Below are 20060 nucleotides of genomic sequence, written 5' to 3'. Positions count from 1 at the left end.
CAGGAGCGCAAGTTGCTTCAGGCCGCGTGTGAGGCATCTTCCTCTTCGGATTCAGCACCGACGACCTGTGGGGACGGTAATTTGCCGGTTTTCAGAATGGTGCTCAGCACATCTTTTTGTTCTGCCAGCCATAGCGAAAGGGCTTCACGTTGCTCGTCTTCCATTTGCACTGGAGAATTTGTCAGCCAGGTGTCAAGCAGATCCGCCGTATCAAGCATTTTGTCATAAGCATCGGCTTCCTTTTTGCTGGTAAACGACATTTTCTCTTCGCCCTCACGAATGACTACGTATTTAACTTCAACCGCCATTTGCAGCCTCTCATAATAACTGTGATTTTATACAGTATATTTCTTCTCGGTTGGGAAATCAACATCAACAATAAAGACACGCGCAAACGTTTTCGTTTATACTGCGCGCGGAATTAATCAGGGGATATTCGTTATGACGTTATTAGGCACTGCGCTGCGTCCGGCAGCAACTCGCGTGATGTTATTAGGCTCCGGTGAACTGGGTAAAGAAGTGGCAATCGAGTGTCAGCGTCTCGGCGTAGAGGTGATTGCCGTCGATCGCTATGCCGACGCACCAGCCATGCATGTCGCGCATCGCTCCCATGTCATTAATATGCTTGATGGTGATGCATTACGCCGTGTGGTTGAACTGGAAAAACCACATTATATCGTGCCGGAGATCGAAGCTATTGCCACCGATATGCTGATCCAACTTGAAGAGGAAGGACTGAATGTTGTCCCCTGCGCGCGCGCAACGAAATTAACGATGAATCGCGAGGGTATCCGTCGCCTGGCGGCAGAAGAGCTGCAGCTGCCCACTTCCACTTATCGTTTTGCCGATAGCGAAAACCTTTTCCGCGAGGCGGTTGCTGACATCGGCTATCCCTGCATTGTTAAACCGGTGATGAGCTCTTCCGGTAAAGGGCAGACGTTTATTCGTTCTGCAGAGCAACTTGCTCAGGCATGGGAGTACGCTCAGCAAGGCGGTCGCGCCGGAGCGGGCCGTGTAATTGTTGAAGGCGTCGTTAAGTTTGATTTCGAAATTACCCTGCTAACCGTCAGCGCGGTGGATGGCGTCCATTTCTGTGCACCGGTAGGTCATCGCCAGGAAGATGGCGACTATCGTGAATCCTGGCAACCACAACAAATGAGCACGCTTGCCCTTGAACGTGCGCAGGAGATTGCCCGTAAAGTGGTGCTGGCACTGGGCGGTTATGGGCTGTTTGGTGTCGAGCTGTTTGTCTGTGGTGATGAGGTGATTTTCAGTGAAGTCTCCCCTCGCCCGCATGACACCGGGATGGTGACGCTAATTTCTCAGGATCTCTCGGAGTTTGCCCTGCATGTGCGAGCCTTTCTCGGACTTCCGGTTGGCGGGATCCGTCAGTATGGTCCTGCAGCTTCTGCCGTTATTCTGCCACAACTGACCAGTCAGAATGTCACGTTTGATAATGTGCAGAATGCCGTAGGCGCAGATTTACAGATTCGTTTATTTGGTAAGCCGGAAATTGATGGCAGCCGTCGTCTGGGGGTAGCACTGGCTACTGCAGAGAGTGTTGTTGACGCCATTGAACGCGCGAAGCACGCCGCCGGACAGGTAAAAGTACAGGGTTAAACCCGGCAAAAAACGCTACCAAAATGCCCGATCCTCGATCGGGCATTTTGACTTTTACAGCTTAGCGCCTTCTACAGCTTCACGCGCCAGCTTAGTAATGCGGTCGTAATCGCCCGCTTCCAGCGCATCTGCCGGAACCAGCCAGGAACCACCGATGCACAGCACGCTTTTCAGCGCCAGGTAGTCACGGTAGTTAGCCGGAGAAATACCACCTGTTGGGCAGAAACGGACCTGGGAGAACGGACCCGCGATCGCCTGCAGGGCTTTCACACCGCCGTTAGCTTCAGCCGGGAAGAATTTGAACTCTTTCAAACCGTAGTCCATACCCAGCATCAGTTCGGAAACAGTGCTGATCCCCGGAATCAGAGGAATAGTCCCTTCGGTAGCAGCTTTCAGCAGCGGCTCGGTCAGACCCGGGCTAATTGCAAACTGTGCACCCGCTTCAGTGACTTCTGCCAGCTGCTGTGGATTCAGCACCGTACCGGCACCCACAATCGCTTCAGGCACTTCTTTGGCGATAGCACGGATAGCGTCAACTGCGCACTCGGTACGCAGAGTCACTTCCAGAACGCGCACCCCACCAGCAACCAACGCTTTTGCCATCGGCACCGCGTGTTCCAGTTTTTTTACCACGATAACCGGTACTACCGGGCCGGTGGTCAGGATTGATTCTGCACTTGTTTTCCAGTTTTTCATCAGAGTTTTCTCTCGCCTGATTACAAATTTGTCGTCTTAAAAAGTGATACAGGTTGCGCCCTGTTCGGCACCGGACAGTTTTTCACGCAAGGCGCTGAATAATTCACGTCCTGTTCCCACGCGTGACGCGCTCAGGTCAGGAATGTGCGGTTCACGAGCAGCCAGTTCCGCTTCGTCTACCAGCAGCGTCAGTTCGCCTGTCTGTCCATTCACACGAATGATGTCCCCGTCGCGCACTTTTGCCAGCAGCCCGCCATCGTAGGCTTCTGGTGTTACGTGGATAGCTGACGGCACTTTACCTGAAGCGCCGGAGAGTCGTCCATCGGTAACTAACGCAATTTTGAAACACCGGTCCAATAATACACCAAGTGGCGGCATGAGTTTATGTAATTCTGGCATTCCGTTCGCTTTTGGCCCCTGATGACGGACAACAACGACACAATCGCGGTCCAGCAAACCCGCTTCAAAGGCCGGCATAACGTCATGCTGGCTTTCAAAAACAACCGCTGGTGCTTCAATCACCTGGTTCTCTACCGGCACGGCAGAGGTTTTCATAACCGCACGGCCCAGGTTACCGCTTAACACTTTTGTCCCACCATGATGAGAGAAAGGTTGTTCGAAGGAAGCGATCACATTGCTGTCGAGTGATTTTTCCGCCCCTTCCCGCCAGTCCAGTTCACCATTATTCAGCCATGGTTCAAGGGTATAACGAGACAGACCAAAGCCAGCCACCGTATTGACATCTTCATGCAGCAGGCCTGCTTTGAGCAGTTCACGCACCAGAACCGGTACGCCACCTGCCGCCTGGAAGTGGTTAATATCAGCCGGACCGTTCGGGTAGAGACGTGCCATCAGCGGTACAACATCAGAAAGGTCAGAGAAGTCATCCCAGTTAATCTGAATACCGGCCGCGCGTGCCATCGCCACCAGGTGCATGGTGTGGTTAGTGGAACCACCGGTCGCCAGCAGTGCAACGATACCGTTCACCACCACTTTCTCATCTATCATCTTACCGATCGGCATCCATTCATTACCATTACCGGTCATGCGTGTAACCTGGCGCGCAGCGGCTGCGGTCAAAGCATCGCGCAGCGGAGAATCCGGATGAACAAAAGAAGAGCCTGGCAACTGCATCCCCATAAACTCCACCACCATCTGGTTGGTGTTGGCAGTACCGTAGAAAGTACATGTTCCCGGCGCATGATAAGACGCGGCTTCTGACTCCAGTAATGCCATGCGGTCCACTTTACCTTCGGCATAAAGCTGGCGAATACGCACTTTTTCTTTATTTGGCAAACCGCTTGCCATCGGTCCAGACGGCACAAACACCGCAGGCAAATGCCCAAACGACAGGGCTGCCATCGTCAGACCCGGGACAATCTTGTCGCACACACCGAGGAACAGCGCACCATCAAACATGTTATGGGACAGCCCCACCGCCGCAGACATCGCAATCACTTCGCGGCTTAACAGCGACAATTCCATTCCATCCTGCCCCTGGGTGACACCATCACACATCGCCGGAACACCGCCCGCAACCTGACCAACCGCATTCGCTTCATGCAGAGCTTTACGAATGATTTCCGGATAGTGTTCATAAGGCTGGTGCGCGGAGAGCATGTCGTTATAGGAGGTGATGATGGCGATATTGTTACGCAACATGCTTTTCAATGAGGCTTTGTCTTCTGGCTGGCAGGCAGCGAAACCGTGTGCCAGGTTACCGCATGCCAACTGCGAACGATGAACGGTCGAAGTTTTCGCTTGTTCTATCCGGGCGAGGTAAGCAGAGCGAGTCTCGCGCGAACGTTCAATGATTCGATTTGTTACGCGTAACAATTGTGGATTCATAAAGGCTCCTGAAATTGAGTTGTCAGAGCAGGATGATTCACAACGCGTTTCATACATGGAAATTATGATTGAAACGCCTGTAACCGGAGCTCATAGGGCAAAAACGTTTCAGTCAGTGTAATAAAAAAAGCCTCGTGGGTGAATCCGCACGAGGCCTGAAAGTGTAAAAATTGTTCTACAATCTGTGCAAGATCATGTTACCGGTAAAATAACCATAAAGGATGAGCGCAGATATTACTCAAACTCATTCCAGGAACGACCATCCCGGGTAATCATCGCCACTGAGGCAACGGGTCCCCAGGTTCCGGCCTGATACGGTTTCGGCGCATCATTGTCCATCGCCCACGCCTCAGTAATGGAGTCTACCCATTTCCAGGCTTCTTCCACTTCATCACGACGTACAAACAGTGCCTGAATACCACGCATGGTTTCCAGCAGCAGACGTTCATAGGCATCTGCCAGATGCGTTTGATTAAAGGTTTCTGAATAGCTCAGATCCAGCTTGGTGATTTGCAGGTTATGTTTGTGGTCAAGGCCAGGAACTTTATTCAGTACCTGGATATCCACGCCTTCATCAGGTTGCAGACGGATAGTCAGTTTATTCTGCGGCAGATCCTGCCACGACTCTTTAAACAGATTCAGTTCAGGTGTTTTGAAATAGACCACGACTTCAGAACATTTGGTCGGCAGACGTTTACCAGTACGCAGGTAGAATGGCACACCGGCCCAGCGCCAGTTATCAATGTCGACGCGGATCGCCACGAAGGTTTCTGTATTGCTGCTCTTGTTCGCGCCCTCTTCTTCCAGATATCCCGGCACTTTTTTGCCCTGGGCGAAGCCCGCAGTATATTGCCCGCGTACGGTTTTTTCGCGCACGTTGGAGCGGTCAATGCGGCGCAGAGACTTCAGTACTTTGACTTTTTCATCGCGGATGCTGTCTGCACTCAGGTCAGACGGCGGAGACATCGCAATCATGCAAAGAATTTGCAGCAGGTGGTTTTGGATCATATCGCGCATCTGACCGGCTTTATCAAAATAGCCCCAGCGCCCTTCGATCCCCACTTCTTCTGCCACGGTAATCTCAACATGATCAATGGTGCGATTGTCCCAGTTGTTCACAAACAGAGAGTTAGCAAAACGCAGCGCCAACAGGTTCAGCACCGTTTCTTTACCAAGATAGTGGTCGATACGGTAAACCTGGCACTCCTCGAAGTATTCGCCAACCTGATCGTTGATTTCCTGCGAGGTCGCCAGCGACGTCCCCAGCGGTTTCTCCATGACTACGCGTGCCGGTTTAGCATTCAGTTTTGCCTCACCAAGCCCTTTGCAAATTGCGCCAAAAGTGCTGGGCGGCATGGCAAAATAGTTAATGGTGATACGATTTTTTTGATCCAGCATCGCGCCGAGACGGCTGAATGCAGCAGTGTCATTGACATCGAGATTACAAAAATCCAGACGTGCACTCAGGGTGTCCCATAAACCTTCATCAATGGTTTCTTTCATGAAAGTTTCGAGCGCCTCGCGGACAACTTTGGTATAAGCCGCTTTATCCCAGTCAGCACGCCCTACGCCGATAATCCGGGTGTCCGGGTTGAGCTGACCGGCTTTTTCCAGTTGATACAGGGAAGGCAGCAATTTACGACGCGCAAGGTCGCCTTTCGCGCCGAAAATGACCAGGTCACAGGCCTGGGCTGTTTGCGTTACCGCCATGTCATTCTCCTTAAGTTAACTATCCCGGTACTTAAGCCAGGGTATACTTGTAATTTTCTTACGGTGCACTGTACTGCTTTTACGAGCTTGCGAAAACTGTAAACGCTTATCCACCCGTGCGATTACGGTAAAAGCGCGCAAAGTGCGGCAAAACTGATAAAAAAATCATCGTTTTCCATTGGGTAAAAATCTGACACTGATCATGTTATGAAAAAAAATAACAACTTTTTTATCTGCTTTTGTCATTAACACAGCACACAGGCGTAATATCTGGCAAAACTGCATTTCGATTTCTTTCAGTGCGGAAATCGTCATTACCCGTGAGTCTCTTTACATCATGAATATGCTGGAAAAAATCCAGTCTCAGCTGGAACATTTGAGCAAATCAGAGCGCAAAGTTGCCGAGGTCATTCTGGCTTCGCCCGATAACGCGATCCATTCGAGTATTGCTGCTCTGGCGCTGGAAGCCAATGTTAGCGAACCGACGGTGAATCGTTTCTGTCGCAGCATGGACACGCGCGGTTTTCCTGATTTTAAACTTCATCTGGCACAAAGTCTGGCGAATGGCACTCCCTATGTTAATCGCAACGTCAATGAAGATGACAGCGTTGAATCATACACGGGGAAAATATTTGAGTCCGCAATGGCAACGCTCGATCATGTCCGTCATTCACTGGATAAATCTGCCATCAACCGCGCCGTCGACTTGCTCACTCAGGCAAAAAAAATCGCCTTTTTCGGATTAGGCTCTTCAGCCGCCGTTGCCCACGATGCGATGAATAAGTTCTTTCGTTTTAATGTTCCAGTTGTGTACTCCGATGATATTGTGCTGCAACGCATGAGTTGTATGAATTGTAGCGACGGAGACGTGGTGGTGCTGATTTCTCATACTGGAAGAACAAAAAATCTGGTCGAGCTGGCGCAACTGGCACGCGAAAACGACGCTATGGTAATTGCCCTCACCTCTGCGGGTACCCCGCTCGCCCGGGAAGCAACGCTGGCTATTACCCTCGACGTACCGGAAGATACTGACATTTATATGCCCATGGTTTCTCGACTTGCACAGCTGACCGTGATAGATGTGCTGGCGACAGGATTTACTTTGCGGCGCGGTGCAAAATTCAGAGATAACTTGAAGCGGGTCAAGGAAGCGCTGAAGGAATCGCGTTTTGATAAGCAGTTACTTAATTTAAGTGACGATCGCTAAAAACGACTGTCACTGTCCTAATCTTATACGACATCCGAATGAGATTAATTTATCGCCATCGCGGCGTTATTTCATTCGGATTTCATGTTCAAGCAACACCTGGTTGTTTCAGTCAACGGAGTATTACATGTCCAGAAGGCTTCGCAGAACTAAAATCGTTACCACGTTAGGCCCGGCAACAGATCGCGATAATAACCTTGAAAAAGTTATCGCGGCGGGTGCCAACGTTGTACGTATGAATTTTTCTCACGGCTCGCCTGAAGATCACAAAATGCGCGCGGATAAAGTTCGTGAGATTGCCGCAAAACTGGGGCGTCATGTGGCTATTCTGGGTGACCTCCAGGGGCCCAAAATCCGTGTATCCACCTTTAAAGAAGGCAAAGTTTTCCTCAATATTGGGGATAAATTCCTGCTCGACGCCAACCTGGGTAAAGGTGAAGGCGACAAAGAAAAAGTCGGTATCGACTACAAAGGCCTGCCTGCTGACGTTGTGCCTGGTGACATCCTGCTGCTGGACGATGGTCGCGTCCAGTTAAAAGTACTGGAAGTCCAGGGCATGAAAGTGTTCACCGAAGTGACCGTCGGTGGTCCCCTCTCCAACAATAAAGGTATCAACAAACTTGGCGGCGGTTTGTCAGCTGAAGCGCTGACCGAAAAAGACAAAGCAGACATTAAGACTGCGGCGTTGATTGGCGTAGATTACCTTGCTGTCTCCTTCCCACGCTGCGGCGAAGATCTGAACTATGCCCGTCGCCTGGCACGTGATGCAGGATGTGATGCGAAAATTGTTGCCAAGGTTGAACGTGCGGAAGCCGTTTGCAGCCAGGAGGCAATGGATGACATCATCCTCGCCTCTGACGTGGTAATGGTTGCTCGCGGCGACCTCGGTGTGGAAATTGGCGATCCGGAACTGGTCGGCATTCAGAAGGCGTTGATCCGTCGTGCGCGTCAGCTTAACCGCGCAGTAATCACGGCGACCCAGATGATGGAGTCAATGATTACTAACCCGATGCCGACGCGTGCAGAAGTCATGGACGTAGCAAACGCCGTTCTGGATGGTACTGACGCTGTGATGCTGTCGGCAGAAACTGCTGCTGGTCAATACCCGTCAGAAACTGTTGCAGCCATGGCGCGCGTTTGCCTGGGTGCGGAAAAAATCCCGAGCATCAACGTTTCTAAACACCGTCTGGACGTGCAGTTCGACAATGTGGAAGAAGCTATTGCCATGTCAGCAATGTACGCGGCTAACCACCTGAAAGGCGTTACGGCGATCATCACCATGACCGAATCGGGTCGTACGGCGCTGATGACCTCCCGTATCAGCTCTGGTCTGCCAATTTTCGCCATGTCACGCCATGAACGTACGCTGAACCTGACTGCTCTCTATCGCGGCGTTACGCCGGTGCACTTTGATAGCGCTAATGACGGCGTAGCAGCTGCCAGCGAAGCGGTTAATCTGCTGCGCGATAAAGGTTACTTGATGTCTGGTGACCTGGTGATTGTCACCCAGGGCGACGTGATGAGTACCGTGGGTTCTACTAATACCACGCGTATTTTAACGGTAGAGTAAGTACGTTGCCGGATGCGGCGAAAACGCCTCATCCGGCCTACAGTTCAATGATAGTTCAACAGATTTCGAATCTTCTGAAGCAAACTTGAACTTATCACACGGCGGAAGCCTCTCCTCGCGAGAGGCTTTTTTTATTTGATGGGATAAAGATCTTTGCGCTTATACGGTTGGATTTCGCCCGGTTTGCGAGTTTTCAGCAATTTTAATATCCAAGTGTATTGTTCTGGTCGCGGACCAACAAAAATCTCGACTTCTTCATTCATCCGCCGCGCAATCGTTTGATCATCCGCCTCTAACAGATCATCCATCGGTGGGCGCACCTGAATCGTCAAACGATGCGTTTTGCCATCATAAATCGGAAACAGCGGTACAACGCGCGCACGGCACACTTTCATCAAACGACCAATCGCGGGCAACGTCGCTTTATAGGTGGCAAAGAAATCAACAAATTCGCTGTGCTCTGGGCCATGATCCTGATCGGGTAAATAATATCCCCAGTACCCCTGACGTACCGACTGGATGAATGGTTTAATACCATCATTTCTCGCATGCAGACGACCGCCAAAACGACGACGCACCGTGTTCCAGACATAATCAAAAACCGGGTTGCCCTGATTATGGAACATCGCTGCCATTTTCTGCCCTTGCGAGGCCATCAGCATGGCAGGAATATCGACGGCCCAACCGTGCGGCACCAGAAAGATCACTTTCTCGTTATTACGCCGCATCTCTTCGATGATCTCCAGCCCTTGCCAGTCAACGCGCGGCTGAATTTTCTCCGGCCCGCGTATTGCCAACTCAGCCATCATTGCCATCGCTTGCGGCGCAGTGGCAAACATCTCATCAACAATCGCTTCGCGTTCAGCTTCACTACGTTCTGGAAAGCAGAGCGACAGATTGATTAACGCTCGACGGCGTGAGCTTTTTCCCAGTCGTCCGGCAAAACGTCCCAGCCGTGCCAGAATGGGATCACGGAACTTTGGCGGCGTTAAAGCGATACCCGCCATCGCCGCTACGCCCAGCCATGCTCCCCAGTAGCGCGGGTGGCGAAAGGATTTATCAAACTCAGGAATGTATTCGCTATTATTTTTTTTCGTTTCCATGCTTTTCCAGTTTCGGATAAGGCAAAAATCAATCTGGTGATAGTGTAGCGGCGCAACTTGCCCCGCACCAAATAAAAAAAGCCGGTACTGACTGCGTACCGGCTGCGAATGGATGTTAATTAATCAAACCGTAGCTGCGGCACAATCTCTTTGGCCTGTGCCAGGAATTCGCGACGATCGGAGCCGGTCAGCCCTTCGGTACGCGGCAGTTTTGCCGTCAGCGGGTTTACGGCCTGCTGGTTTATCCATACTTCATAGTGCAGATGCGGCCCGGTTGAACGTCCGGTATTACCGGAAAGCGCGATACGGTCGCCACGTTTCACCTTCTGTCCCGGTTTCACCAGAATCTTGCGCAAGTGCATATAACGCGTGGTGTAGCTGCGACCATGACGAATAGCCACATAATAACCTGCTGCGCCACTGCGTTTGGCAACCACCACTTCACCGTCACCCACTGAAAGCACCGGCGTACCCTGTGGCATGGCGAAATCAACACCTCTGTGTGGCGCAACACGACCAGTCACCGGATTAGTACGACGCGGGTTAAAGTTAGACGAGATACGGAACTGTTTCGCCGTCGGGAATCGCAAGAATCCTTTCGCCAGACCAGTACCGTTACGATCGTAGAATTTGCCATCTTCAGCGCGGATTGCGTAATAATCTTTACCTTCTGAACGCAAACGTACGCCCAGCAGCTGGCTTTGCTCACGTTTACCATCAAGCATTTCTCGTGACATTAACACCGCAAATTCATCGCCTTTTTTCAGTTTGCGGAAATCCATTTGCCACTGCATGGCTTTAATCACTGCGCTCACTTCGGCGCTGGTTAAACCGGCGTTTCTGGCGCTGGCAACAAAGCTTCCCCCGACGGTACCTTTCAGCAGATTGTTGACCCACTCTCCTTGCTGCATTTCGCTGGTCATTTTAAAACCGTTAGCGGCAGTACGGTCATAGGTTCGGGTTTCACGACGAGACACTTCCCAGGTGAGGCGCTGCAGTTCGCCGTCCGCGGTTAATGTCCAGGAGAGTTGTTGACCGATTTTCAGGTTACGCAATTCTTTGTCGGCAGCAGCCAATTGGGTGATATCACCCATATCAATACCATACTGATTGAGAATGCTGCTTAGCGTATCGCCAGTGGAAACAACATATTCATGCACGCCCGCTTCACCGGCGATTTTGTCATCCAGTTCATCCTGGGGAATGGCTTCATCTTCTTGTGCAGCTTGATCAATCGGCTCACTGGCTTCAGGTAAGAGCGAACGAATTTCGTTCTGTTCCAGCTCAATGGTTTTGACAATTGGCGTGGCATCGCGGTGATAAACATAGGGCCGCCAGACAGCGACGGCCAGAGTAAGAACGGTGAGCGACCCCAACATAACGCGGTGTGGTCGCGGTAAATTATTAAACGCCAGGGCGACAGAGCGGGCTATCTGTTGCACGTAATCACTTCCTCATTAATCTCCTTTCAGGCAGCTCGCATACTGGTTGGCTAATTGATTCAGGAATTCTGAATAGCTTGTTTTACCCAGTTTGATATTCGTCCCCAGGGGATCCAACGTTCCCATACGAACGGATGTCCCTCGTGCGACGCTCTCAACGACCGCTGGCCTGAACTGTGGCTCAGCAAAAACGCAGGTTGCTTTTTGCTCAACCAACTGTGTTCTTATTTCATGTAAACGCTGCGCGCCAGGTTGAATCTCAGGGTTAACGGTAAAATGACCAAGCGGTGTCAGTCCGAACTGTTTTTCGAAATAGCCGTAAGCATCGTGAAAAACGAAATAACCTTTTCCCTTGAGCGGCGCGAGCTCGTTACCAACCTGCTTTTCGGTTGAGGCTAATTGTGCCTCAAAATCCTTCAGGTTGGCGTCAAGTTTGGCTCGACTTTGCGGCATAAGTTCCACTAATTTTCCATGGATTGCAACCGCTGTAGCCCGCGCTATCTCTGGGGAAAGCCAAAGATGCATGTTGAAATCGCCGTGATGGTGATCTTCGTCACTTTTTTCCGCGTGGTCGTGATCATCATCATCGCCGTGAATACTTTTCATCAGCAGCGGTTTCACATTCTCTAGCTGCGCAATCGTTACCTGTTTCGCTTCTGGTAATTTACTTACCGGTTTTTGCATGAACGCTTCCATCTCCGGGCCAACCCAAACGACTAAGTCCGCGTTCTGTAAGCGTTTTACATCTGATGGACGCAGTGAATAATCATGTTCTGAAGCGCCGTCAGGTAGTAACACCTCCGTTTCTGTTACCCCATCAGCAATGGCAGAAGCGATGAACCCAACGGGTTTAAGCGAAGCGACAACGGCAGCATCTGCGGCCTGTGTTGCACCGCCCCAGAGAGCGGCAGATAATGCTGCGAAAAGAAGCGTTTTTTTATGTAACATAATGCGACCAATCATCGTAATGAATATGAGAAGTGTGATATTATAACATTTCATGACTACTGCAAGACTAAAATTAACATGACAAGTCTGGTTTCCCTGGAAAATGTCTCGGTTTCTTTTGGCCAACGCCGCGTCCTCTCTGATGTGTCGCTGGAACTTAAACCTGGAAAAATTTTGACTTTACTTGGGCCAAATGGCGCAGGTAAGTCGACACTGGTACGGGTAGTGCTCGGGCTGGTAACACCCGATGAAGGGGTTATCAAGCGCAACGGAAAACTACGCATCGGCTATGTACCGCAGAAGCTGTATCTCGACACCACGTTGCCACTGACCGTAAACCGTTTTTTACGCTTACGACCTGGCACACATAAAGAAGATATTTTGCCTGCACTGAAACGTGTCCAGGCCGGACACCTGATTAACGCACCGATGCAAAAGCTCTCGGGTGGCGAAACGCAGCGTGTACTGTTAGCGCGAGCATTGTTAAATCGACCGCAATTATTAGTGCTGGATGAACCCACTCAGGGCGTGGATGTGAATGGTCAGGTGGCGTTATATGACCTTATTGACCAACTGCGTCGCGAACTGGATTGTGGCGTTTTAATGGTATCTCACGATCTGCATCTGGTAATGGCAAAAACCGATGAAGTGCTTTGCCTGAATCACCACATTTGTTGTTCCGGCACACCGGAAGTTGTTTCCCTGCATCCGGAGTTTATTTCTATGTTTGGTCCTCGTGGTGCTGAACAACTGGGTATCTATCGCCATCATCATAATCATCGTCACGATTTACAGGGACGAATTGTCTTGCGTCGGGGAAATGATCGCTCATGATTGAATTATTATTTCCTGGTTGGTTAGCCGGGATCATGCTCGCCTGTGCCGCGGGTCCGCTGGGTTCGTTTGTAGTCTGGCGTCGTATGTCTTATTTCGGTGATACGCTGGCTCATGCCTCATTACTTGGCGTCGCGTTTGGTTTGTTGCTGGACGTGAATCCATTCTATGCGGTGATTGCCGTTACGCTGCTGCTGGCGGGCGGTCTGGTATGGCTGGAGAAGCGTCCACAGCTGGCGATCGACACGTTATTAGGGATTATGGCGCACAGTGCCCTGTCGCTGGGCCTGGTGGTCGTTAGTCTGATGTCTAACATTCGTGTTGATTTGATGGCTTACCTGTTCGGTGATTTGCTGGCAGTGACGCCAGAAGATCTCATCTCTATTGCGATTGGCGTGGTCATCGTGGTGGCGATTCTGTTCTGGCAATGGCGCAATTTGCTGTCAATGACGATTAGCCCGGATCTGGCGTTTGTTGATGGTGTGAAATTACAGCGCGTGAAATTGTTGTTGATGCTGGTGACGGCATTGACGATTGGTGTAGCGATGAAATTTGTCGGCGCGTTGATTATTACTTCGTTGCTGATTATTCCTGCTGCTACAGCGCGTCGCTTTGCCCGCACGCCGGAACAGATGGCCGGTGTCGCTGTTTTGGTGGGAATGGTGGCAGTAACTGGCGGTTTAACCTTTTCCGCATTTTACGATACGCCGGCGGGTCCGTCGGTAGTGCTATGTGCGGCACTGTTATTTATTATCAGTATGATGAAAAAGCAGGCCAGCTAATCTGTCGCTGAACACATTTGTCGGATGCGGCGCGAGCGCCTTATCCCACCTACGGTTCGCTATCTCTGGTAGGCCTGATAAGACGCGAACAGCGTCGCATCAGGCACACTGCCAGTGTCGGATGCTGCTCGAGCGACCAATCCGACTTACGGCATTTCTGGTGGCGTGATGCCGAAGTGGTTCCACGCCCGCACTGTCGCCATACGCCCGCGCGGTGTACGCTGCAAAAAGCCTTGCTGAATCAAATAAGGTTCCAGCACATCCTCAATGGTTTCACGTTCTTCACCAATGGCAGCCGCCAGGTTATCCAGACCTACCGGCCCACCAAAGAACTTATCGATTACCGCCAGCAACAATTTGCGGTCCATATAATCGAAACCTTCGGCATCGACATTCAGCATATCCAGCGCCTGAGCAGCGATATCAGCCGAGATGGTGCCATCGTGCTTCACTTCGGCGAAATCACGCACTCGACGCAGCAGACGGTTAGCAATGCGCGGCGTACCGCGAGCGCGACGAGCAACTTCCAGCGCGCCGTCATCACTCATCTCAAGCCCCATAAAGCGTGCGCTGCGACTGACGATATATTGCAGATCCGGCACCTGATAAAACTCCAGACGCTGCACAATACCAAAACGATCGCGCAACGGTGATGTCAGCGAACCTGCGCGCGTGGTTGCACCAATCAGGGTAAACGGCGGCAAATCAATTTTAATGGAGCGTGCCGCCGGACCTTCACCAATCATAATATCCAGTTGGTAGTCTTCCATTGCCGGGTACAGCACTTCTTCAACAACTGGCGATAGACGGTGGATCTCATCAATAAACAGCACGTCATGCGGTTCAAGGTTAGTGAGCATCGCTGCCAGATCCCCCGCCTTTTCCAGCACCGGACCAGAAGTCGTGCGTAAATTAACGCCCATTTCATTGGCGACAATGTTAGCAAGCGTAGTTTTACCCAACCCCGGAGGACCAAAAATCAACAGATGATCGAGGGCATCGCCGCGCAGTTTCGCTGCTTTGATGAAAATCTCCATCTGTGAACGAACCTGCGGTTGACCAACATACTCTTCCAGTAATTTAGGGCGAATGGCGCGATCTGCCACATCTTCCGGCAAAGTGGTACCGGCAGAAATCAGACGGTCTGCTTCAATCATCCTTTACCTCATAACGCGGCGCGTAGGGCTTCGCGAATTAATGTTTCACTGCTGGCGTCAGGGCGAGCGATTTTGCTCACCATGCGGCTTGCTTCTTGTGGTTTATAGCCCAGCGCCACCAGCGCGGCAACAGCTTCCTGTTCAGCATCGTCGGTCGCCGGGCTGGCAGGTGACGTGAGTACCAGGTCGGCAGCTGGCGTAAAGAGATCGCCATGCAAACCTTTAAATCGGTCTTTCATTTCAACAATCAAGCGTTCGGCGGTTTTTTTGCCAATACCCGGCAGTTTCACCAGCGCCCCCACTTCTTCACGCTCAACGGCATTAACGAACTGCTGCGCTGACATTCCAGAGAGGATCGCCAGCGCCAACTTCGGGCCGACGCCGTTGGTTTTGATCAACTCTTTGAACAACGTGCGCTCTTGTTTATTGTTAAAACCGTACAGCAGTTGCGCGTCTTCACGCACCACAAAGTGGGTGAAAACGATCGCTTCCTGACCCGCTTCAGGGAGTTCATAAAAACAGGTCATCGGCATATGCACTTCATAGCCTACGCCGCCCACTTCAATTAACACCAGCGGGGGTTGTTTTTCAATGATGATGCCTCTGAGTCTGCCTATCACATGACGCTCCTGCGTAATGAATCAAAGATAATGCTGTATGATAAAAAAATGCTGGATAGATATCCAGCGAAGGATGAAGAAAACTTGCGAGGCGTCCCGATGTTCTGAAAAATGACGCAGTATAATTTTTTCTACAGGTTATATTGGAAGCAAATATTTAAATATTACATATTCAGTGAAGAAATGCGTAATAAAAATATACATTGCGCCTCCTGAAAAAATAAATTTTTTATGCTATTACGTATATTCATATCTATTTCAATGGAATGACAACATGAATATTAATTACCCTGCTGAATATGAAATTGGTGATATCGTCTTTACATGTATAGGTACTGCCTTATTTGGCCAAATATCAGCTGCATCAAATTGCTGGAGTAATCACGTCGGTATCATTATCGGTCATAACGGTGAAGACTTCCTGGTTGCAGAAAGCCGGGTTCCCCTTTCAACTATCACCACGCTATCTCGTTTTATTAAACGTTCTTCTAATCAACGCTATGCTATAAAGCGATTAGACGCCGGGCTGACAGAACAACAAAAACAACGAATTGTTGAACAGGTTCCCTCCCGGCTACGCAAACTTTACCACACCGGTTTTAAATACGAATCTTCGCGCCAGTTCTGTTCAAAATTTGTTTTTGATATTTATAAAGAGGCGCTATGTATTCCGGTGGGTGAAATAGAGACGTTTGGAGAACTGTTAAACAGCAATCCGAATGCAAAACTCACTTTCTGGAAATTCTGGTTCCTGGGTTCTATTCCGTGGGAGCGTAAAACCGTCACGCCAGCCAGTTTGTGGCATCATCCGGGTTTAGTGTTGATTCATGCGGAGGGAGTGGAAACGCCTCAGCCTGAACTGACCGAGGCGGTATAACTTAACGCAGTCGCCCTCTCGCCAGGTTCAGCCGCGATTCGCTCATTTGCATCGCATTCTGACTAACGTGGCAGTGGGTGATGGCAATCGCCAGCGCATCGGCGGCATCCGCCTGTGGATTAGCAGGCAGTTTCAGCAAGGTGCGGACCATATGCTGCACCTGGCTTTTTTCGGCACTACCAATACCTACCACCGTTTGCTTTACCTGACGTGCCGCATATTCAAATACCGGCAATTCCTGATTCACCGCCGCCACAATCGCCACGCCGCGCGCCTGCCCCAGTTTCAGGGCTGAGTCAGCGTTCTTCGCCATAAAGACCTGTTCAATGGCGAAATAATCAGGCTGGAACTGGGTGATGATTTCCGTCACGCCCGCATAGATGAGCTTCAGACGAGACGGTAAATCATCCACTTTGGTGCGTATGCATCCGCTACCCAGGTAGGACAGTTGCCTGCCTACCTGGCGGATGACGCCATAGCCGGTCACGCGCGAACCCGGGTCAATGCCGAGAATAATAGCCATCACGCGTCTCCGTTTTGCTGTTTAGCAGGCCTCATCAGAGAGTCGCTGCAACCTCATCAGAGATTTCACCGTTATGGTAAACTTCCTGCACGTCGTCGCAATCTTCCAGCATATCGATCAGACGCATCAGTTTCGGTGCGGTTTCTGCATCCATATCAGCTTTGGTGGACGGGATCATGGAAACTTCCGCGCTGTCTGCTTTCAGACCTGCCGCTTCCAGAGCGTCGCGTACTTTGCCCATTTCTTCCCATGCAGTGTAGACATCAATCGCGCCGTCATCATAGGTCACAACGTCTTCAGCACCGGCTTCCAGGGCTGCTTCCATGATGGTGTCTTCATCGCCTTTCTCGAAGGAGATCACGCCTTTTTTGCTGAACAGATAAGCTACGGAACCATCAGTACCGAGGTTACCGCCACATTTGCTGAATGCATGACGCACTTCAGCAACGGTACGGTTGCGGTTGTCAGACAGACATTCAATCATGATTGCCGTGCCGCCAGGACCGTAACCTTCGTAGATGATGGTTTCCATGTTTGCATCATCATCACCACCCACACCTCGTGCAATTGCGCGGTTCAGAGTGTCACGGGTCATGTTGTTAGACAGTGCTTTATCAATTGCTGCACGCAAACGCGGGTTAGCGTCCGGATCACCACCGCCCAGCTTAGCCGCGGTTACCAGCTCACGAATGATTTTAGTGAAGATTTTACCGCGCTTAGCATCCTGCGCAGCTTTACGATGTCTGGTGTTGGCCCATTTACTATGACCTGCCATAAAAATATCTCCAGATAGCCCTGCCTGTTCAGGCAGCGTTAATTACAAACTGTTCAATCGCCTGCCGGTTGCTCCAGGACTTAGTGAGCGCCGCCGCAGCATGCGCATCAAGCCACTTGTAGGCCAGATGTTCAGTGAAGACGACCTGGCGTTCGTGCGGAAGCGCAAGACAGAACCATGATTCCGTATTACGCGTCACGCCCGGCGCATAGCGATGACGTAAATGTGAAAAAATTTCAAATTCTACCGTGCGCTGACAGTCAATTAAGGTCAGTTGTTCAGCGACAACATCGATGGTGACCTCTTCCTTTACTTCGCGCATGGCAGCTTGCGGCGCGGTTTCACCCTCTTCCACGCTGCCGGTTACCGACTGCCAGAAATCGGGATCGTCACGCCGCTGCAACATCAGCACCCGTTTCGTATCTTGTGCATAGATGACCACTAAGATCGAAACGGGACGCTTATAAGCCATATCAGTTATTCTCAGCCTTCTTCACAACCTGAATGCTCAGCTCAGCCAGTGCAGTCGGGTTAGCAAAGCTCGGTGCTTCAGTCATCAGACACGCTGCCGCCGTGGTTTTCGGGAAGGCGATAACGTCACGGATATTGTCGGTGCCGGTCAGCAGCATGGTCAAACGGTCAAGACCAAATGCCAGACCTGCGTGCGGCGGAGTACCGTATTTCAGGGCGTCGAGCAGGAAGCCGAATTTCTCGCGCTGTTCCTCTTCGTTGATACCCAGAATACCAAACACCGTCTGCTGCATATCACCATTATGGATACGCACAGAACCACCGCCCACTTCGTAACCATTGATGACCATATCGTAAGCGTTCGCCACCGCATTTTCCGGTGCAGCTTTCAGCTCTGCCGCAGTCATGTCTTTCGGTGAGGTGAACGGATGGTGCATTGCCGTCAGGCCGCCTTCACCGTCGTCTTCAAACATCGGGAAGTCGATAACCCACAGCGGTGCCCATTTGCTTTCGTCGGTCAGACCAAGGTCTTTACCCACTTTCAGGCGCAGTGCACCCATCGCGTCGGCAACAATTTTCTTGTTGTCGGCACCGAAGAAAATCATATCGCCATCTTGCGCGGCAGTACGATCCAGGATGGCTTCGATGATTTCTGCATTAAGGAACTTCGCTACCGGGCTGTTGATACCTTCCAGACCTTTCGCGCGTTCGTTAACTTTGATGTACGCCAGACCTTTCGCGCCGTAGATTTTAACGAAGTTACCGTATTCGTCGATCTGTTTACGGGTCAGCGATGCGCCGCCCGGAACGCGCAGAGCCGCTACGCGACCTTTCGGATCGTTCGCCGGACCTGCAAATACTGCAAATTCAACGGATTTCAGCAGATCGGCAACGTCGGTCAGTTCCATCGGGTTACGCAGATCCGGTTTATCAGAACCATAACGCCGTTCTGCTTCTGCAAAGGTCATTACCGGGAAATCGCCCAGATCCACGCCCTTCACTTCCAGCCACAGATGACGCACCAGCGCTTCCATCACTTCACGCACTTGCGGCGCGGTCATGAAAGAGGTTTCCACATCGATCTGGGTAAATTCAGGCTGACGATCAGCGCGCAGGTCTTCGTCACGGAAGCATTTAACGATCTGATAGTAACGGTCAAAACCGGACATCATCAGCAACTGTTTGAACAGCTGCGGGGATTGCGGCAGCGCGTAGAATTTACCTTTGTGCACACGAGAAGGCACCAGGTAGTCACGCGCGCCTTCCGGCGTGGCTTTGGTCAGCATCGGAGTTTCGATGTCAAGGAACCCGTGGTCGTCCATAAAACGACGCACCAGACTGGTGATTTTAGCGCGGGTTTTCAGGCGCTGAGCCATTTCCGGGCGACGCAGGTCGAGGTAGCGGTATTTCAGACGCGCTTCTTCGGTGTTGACGTGGTTAGAGTCAAGCGGCAGAACATCTGCGCGGTTGATAATAGTCAGCGAGGACGCCAGCACTTCGATTTCGCCGGTCGCCATATCGCGGTTAATATTTTTTTCGTCACGCGCACGTACGGTGCCCGTGACCTGAATGCAGAACTCATTACGCAGTTCAGAGGCCAGCTTTAACGCGTCCGCACGATCCGGATCGAAAAATACCTGCACGATACCTTCGCGGTCGCGCATATCGATGAAGATCAGGCTACCAAGATCACGACGACGGTTGACCCAACCACACAGAGTCACCTGCTGCCCCACGTGGGACAAACGGAGCTGTCCACAATATTCTGTACGCATGAGATATCCCTTAACTTAGCTGCCGGCGGATGCCCCCTGCTGCGCAGGTGACCAAGTCGCAGCGTTAGCTGTATGTCACAACTGAATGAAAAAAGGCGGCTA

At 51.2% G+C, this 20060-nt stretch carries 20 protein-coding genes; 6 read left to right on the top strand and 14 right to left on the bottom strand.

Annotated elements, in window-relative coordinates; all coding sequences use genetic code 11:
• Window positions 1–17: 17 nt before the first annotated feature.
• On the bottom strand, window positions 18–308 hold the full coding sequence (gene yebG, locus ACJHX7_RS03475) for a DNA damage-inducible protein YebG (protein WP_000257738.1): 291 nt from the start codon (window positions 306–308) through the stop codon (window positions 18–20).
• A 133-nt stretch (window positions 309–441) separates the two neighbouring features.
• Between yebG and purT the strand changes: the two genes are divergently transcribed.
• Window positions 442–1620, top strand: coding sequence for a formate-dependent phosphoribosylglycinamide formyltransferase (gene purT, locus ACJHX7_RS03470; protein ID WP_410231527.1), 1179 nt, complete (start codon window positions 442–444; stop codon window positions 1618–1620).
• 54 nt (window positions 1621–1674) lie between these two features.
• Here purT and kdgA read toward each other — a convergent pair whose 3' ends face one another.
• From kdgA to zwf, 3 genes are all read right to left on the bottom strand, one after another.
• Complete coding sequence (gene kdgA / locus ACJHX7_RS03465; protein WP_000800512.1) at window positions 1675–2316, bottom strand: bifunctional 4-hydroxy-2-oxoglutarate aldolase/2-dehydro-3-deoxy-phosphogluconate aldolase; 642 nt, start codon at window positions 2314–2316, stop codon at window positions 1675–1677.
• A gap of 36 nt (window positions 2317–2352) precedes the next feature.
• Window positions 2353–4164, bottom strand: coding sequence for a phosphogluconate dehydratase (gene edd, locus ACJHX7_RS03460; protein ID WP_001069467.1), 1812 nt, complete (start codon window positions 4162–4164; stop codon window positions 2353–2355).
• A gap of 234 nt (window positions 4165–4398) precedes the next feature.
• The gene (gene zwf, locus ACJHX7_RS03455; RefSeq protein ID WP_000301727.1) at window positions 4399–5874 is read right to left on the bottom strand and encodes a glucose-6-phosphate dehydrogenase; all 1476 of its coding nucleotides are present in this window, start codon (window positions 5872–5874) and stop codon (window positions 4399–4401) included.
• 337 nt (window positions 5875–6211) lie between these two features.
• On the opposite strand from zwf, the gene hexR reads away from it, so the two are divergent.
• Both hexR and pyk read left to right on the top strand, forming a co-directional pair.
• Window positions 6212–7081, top strand: coding sequence for a DNA-binding transcriptional regulator HexR (hexR, locus tag ACJHX7_RS03450; protein WP_001056694.1), 870 nt, complete (start codon window positions 6212–6214; stop codon window positions 7079–7081).
• 127 nt (window positions 7082–7208) lie between these two features.
• Window positions 7209–8651 (top strand): pyruvate kinase, encoded by a 1443-nt coding sequence (gene pyk / locus ACJHX7_RS03445; RefSeq protein ID WP_000091149.1) that lies wholly within the window; start codon window positions 7209–7211, stop codon window positions 8649–8651.
• Between the two features lie 131 nt (window positions 8652–8782).
• Here pyk and lpxM read toward each other — a convergent pair whose 3' ends face one another.
• The 3 genes from lpxM to znuA all read right to left on the bottom strand — a co-directional run bounded on the left by lpxM (window position 8783) and on the right by znuA (window position 12144).
• Window positions 8783–9754, bottom strand: a complete 972-nt coding sequence (gene lpxM, locus ACJHX7_RS03440; RefSeq protein WP_094029617.1) for a lauroyl-Kdo(2)-lipid IV(A) myristoyltransferase — start codon at window positions 9752–9754, stop codon at window positions 8783–8785.
• 119 nt (window positions 9755–9873) lie between these two features.
• Complete coding sequence (gene mepM, locus ACJHX7_RS03435; protein ID WP_001184045.1) at window positions 9874–11196, bottom strand: murein DD-endopeptidase MepM; 1323 nt, start codon at window positions 11194–11196, stop codon at window positions 9874–9876.
• A gap of 15 nt (window positions 11197–11211) precedes the next feature.
• Entirely contained in the window at window positions 11212–12144 is a 933-nt protein-coding gene (gene znuA, locus ACJHX7_RS03430; protein WP_011076428.1) for a zinc ABC transporter substrate-binding protein ZnuA, read from the bottom strand.
• 78 nt (window positions 12145–12222) lie between these two features.
• On the opposite strand from znuA, the gene znuC reads away from it, so the two are divergent.
• Window positions 12223–12978, top strand: coding sequence for a zinc ABC transporter ATP-binding protein ZnuC (gene znuC, locus ACJHX7_RS03425; RefSeq protein WP_000202996.1), 756 nt, complete (start codon window positions 12223–12225; stop codon window positions 12976–12978).
• Window positions 12975–13760: a zinc ABC transporter permease subunit ZnuB gene (gene znuB, locus ACJHX7_RS03420; RefSeq protein ID WP_000571478.1), complete on the top strand. Its 786-nt coding sequence runs from the start codon at window positions 12975–12977 to the stop codon at window positions 13758–13760. The genes znuC and znuB overlap by 4 nt, the downstream gene beginning before the upstream one ends.
• 146 nt (window positions 13761–13906) lie before the next feature.
• On the opposite strand, the gene ruvB is transcribed toward znuB, so the two are convergent.
• From ruvB to yobI, 3 genes are all read right to left on the bottom strand, one after another.
• On the bottom strand, window positions 13907–14917 hold the full coding sequence (gene ruvB / locus ACJHX7_RS03415; RefSeq protein ID WP_000568522.1) for a Holliday junction branch migration DNA helicase RuvB: 1011 nt from the start codon (window positions 14915–14917) through the stop codon (window positions 13907–13909).
• A gap of 8 nt (window positions 14918–14925) precedes the next feature.
• The gene (ruvA, locus tag ACJHX7_RS03410; protein WP_000580323.1) at window positions 14926–15537 is read right to left on the bottom strand and encodes a Holliday junction branch migration protein RuvA; all 612 of its coding nucleotides are present in this window, start codon (window positions 15535–15537) and stop codon (window positions 14926–14928) included.
• Window positions 15538–15675: 138 nt separating this feature from the next.
• Complete coding sequence (gene yobI, locus ACJHX7_RS03405) at window positions 15676–15741, bottom strand: stress response small protein YobI (protein ID WP_001386853.1); 66 nt, start codon at window positions 15739–15741, stop codon at window positions 15676–15678.
• Between the two features lie 70 nt (window positions 15742–15811).
• Between yobI and ACJHX7_RS03400 the strand changes: the two genes are divergently transcribed.
• Window positions 15812–16414, top strand: coding sequence for a YebB family permuted papain-like enzyme (locus tag ACJHX7_RS03400; RefSeq protein WP_001024944.1), 603 nt, complete (start codon window positions 15812–15814; stop codon window positions 16412–16414).
• Between the two features lies 1 nt (window position 16415).
• Here ACJHX7_RS03400 and ruvC read toward each other — a convergent pair whose 3' ends face one another.
• Genes ruvC through aspS form a run of 4 tightly spaced genes read right to left on the bottom strand, consistent with a single transcriptional unit; the run spans window position 16416 to window position 19958 of the window.
• The gene (ruvC, locus tag ACJHX7_RS03395) at window positions 16416–16937 is read right to left on the bottom strand and encodes a crossover junction endodeoxyribonuclease RuvC (RefSeq protein ID WP_001295503.1); all 522 of its coding nucleotides are present in this window, start codon (window positions 16935–16937) and stop codon (window positions 16416–16418) included.
• A 34-nt stretch (window positions 16938–16971) separates the two neighbouring features.
• The gene (locus ACJHX7_RS03390) at window positions 16972–17712 is read right to left on the bottom strand and encodes a YebC/PmpR family DNA-binding transcriptional regulator (protein ID WP_000907234.1); all 741 of its coding nucleotides are present in this window, start codon (window positions 17710–17712) and stop codon (window positions 16972–16974) included.
• Between the two features lie 28 nt (window positions 17713–17740).
• A complete protein-coding gene (nudB, locus tag ACJHX7_RS03385; RefSeq protein WP_077248299.1) occupies window positions 17741–18193 on the bottom strand; it encodes a dihydroneopterin triphosphate diphosphatase in 453 nt (150 codons plus the stop codon).
• The gene (aspS, locus tag ACJHX7_RS03380; protein ID WP_001258662.1) at window positions 18186–19958 is read right to left on the bottom strand and encodes an aspartate--tRNA ligase; all 1773 of its coding nucleotides are present in this window, start codon (window positions 19956–19958) and stop codon (window positions 18186–18188) included. Before aspS ends, nudB begins: the two co-directional genes overlap by 8 nt.
• Window positions 19959–20060 lie beyond the last annotated feature (102 nt).

It is taken from the genome of Escherichia sp. WS1451 (assembly GCF_046487365.1).
GTDB lineage: Bacteria > Pseudomonadota > Gammaproteobacteria > Enterobacterales > Enterobacteriaceae > Escherichia > Escherichia coli.
This window is presented reverse-complemented; position numbering and strand designations above follow the sequence as displayed.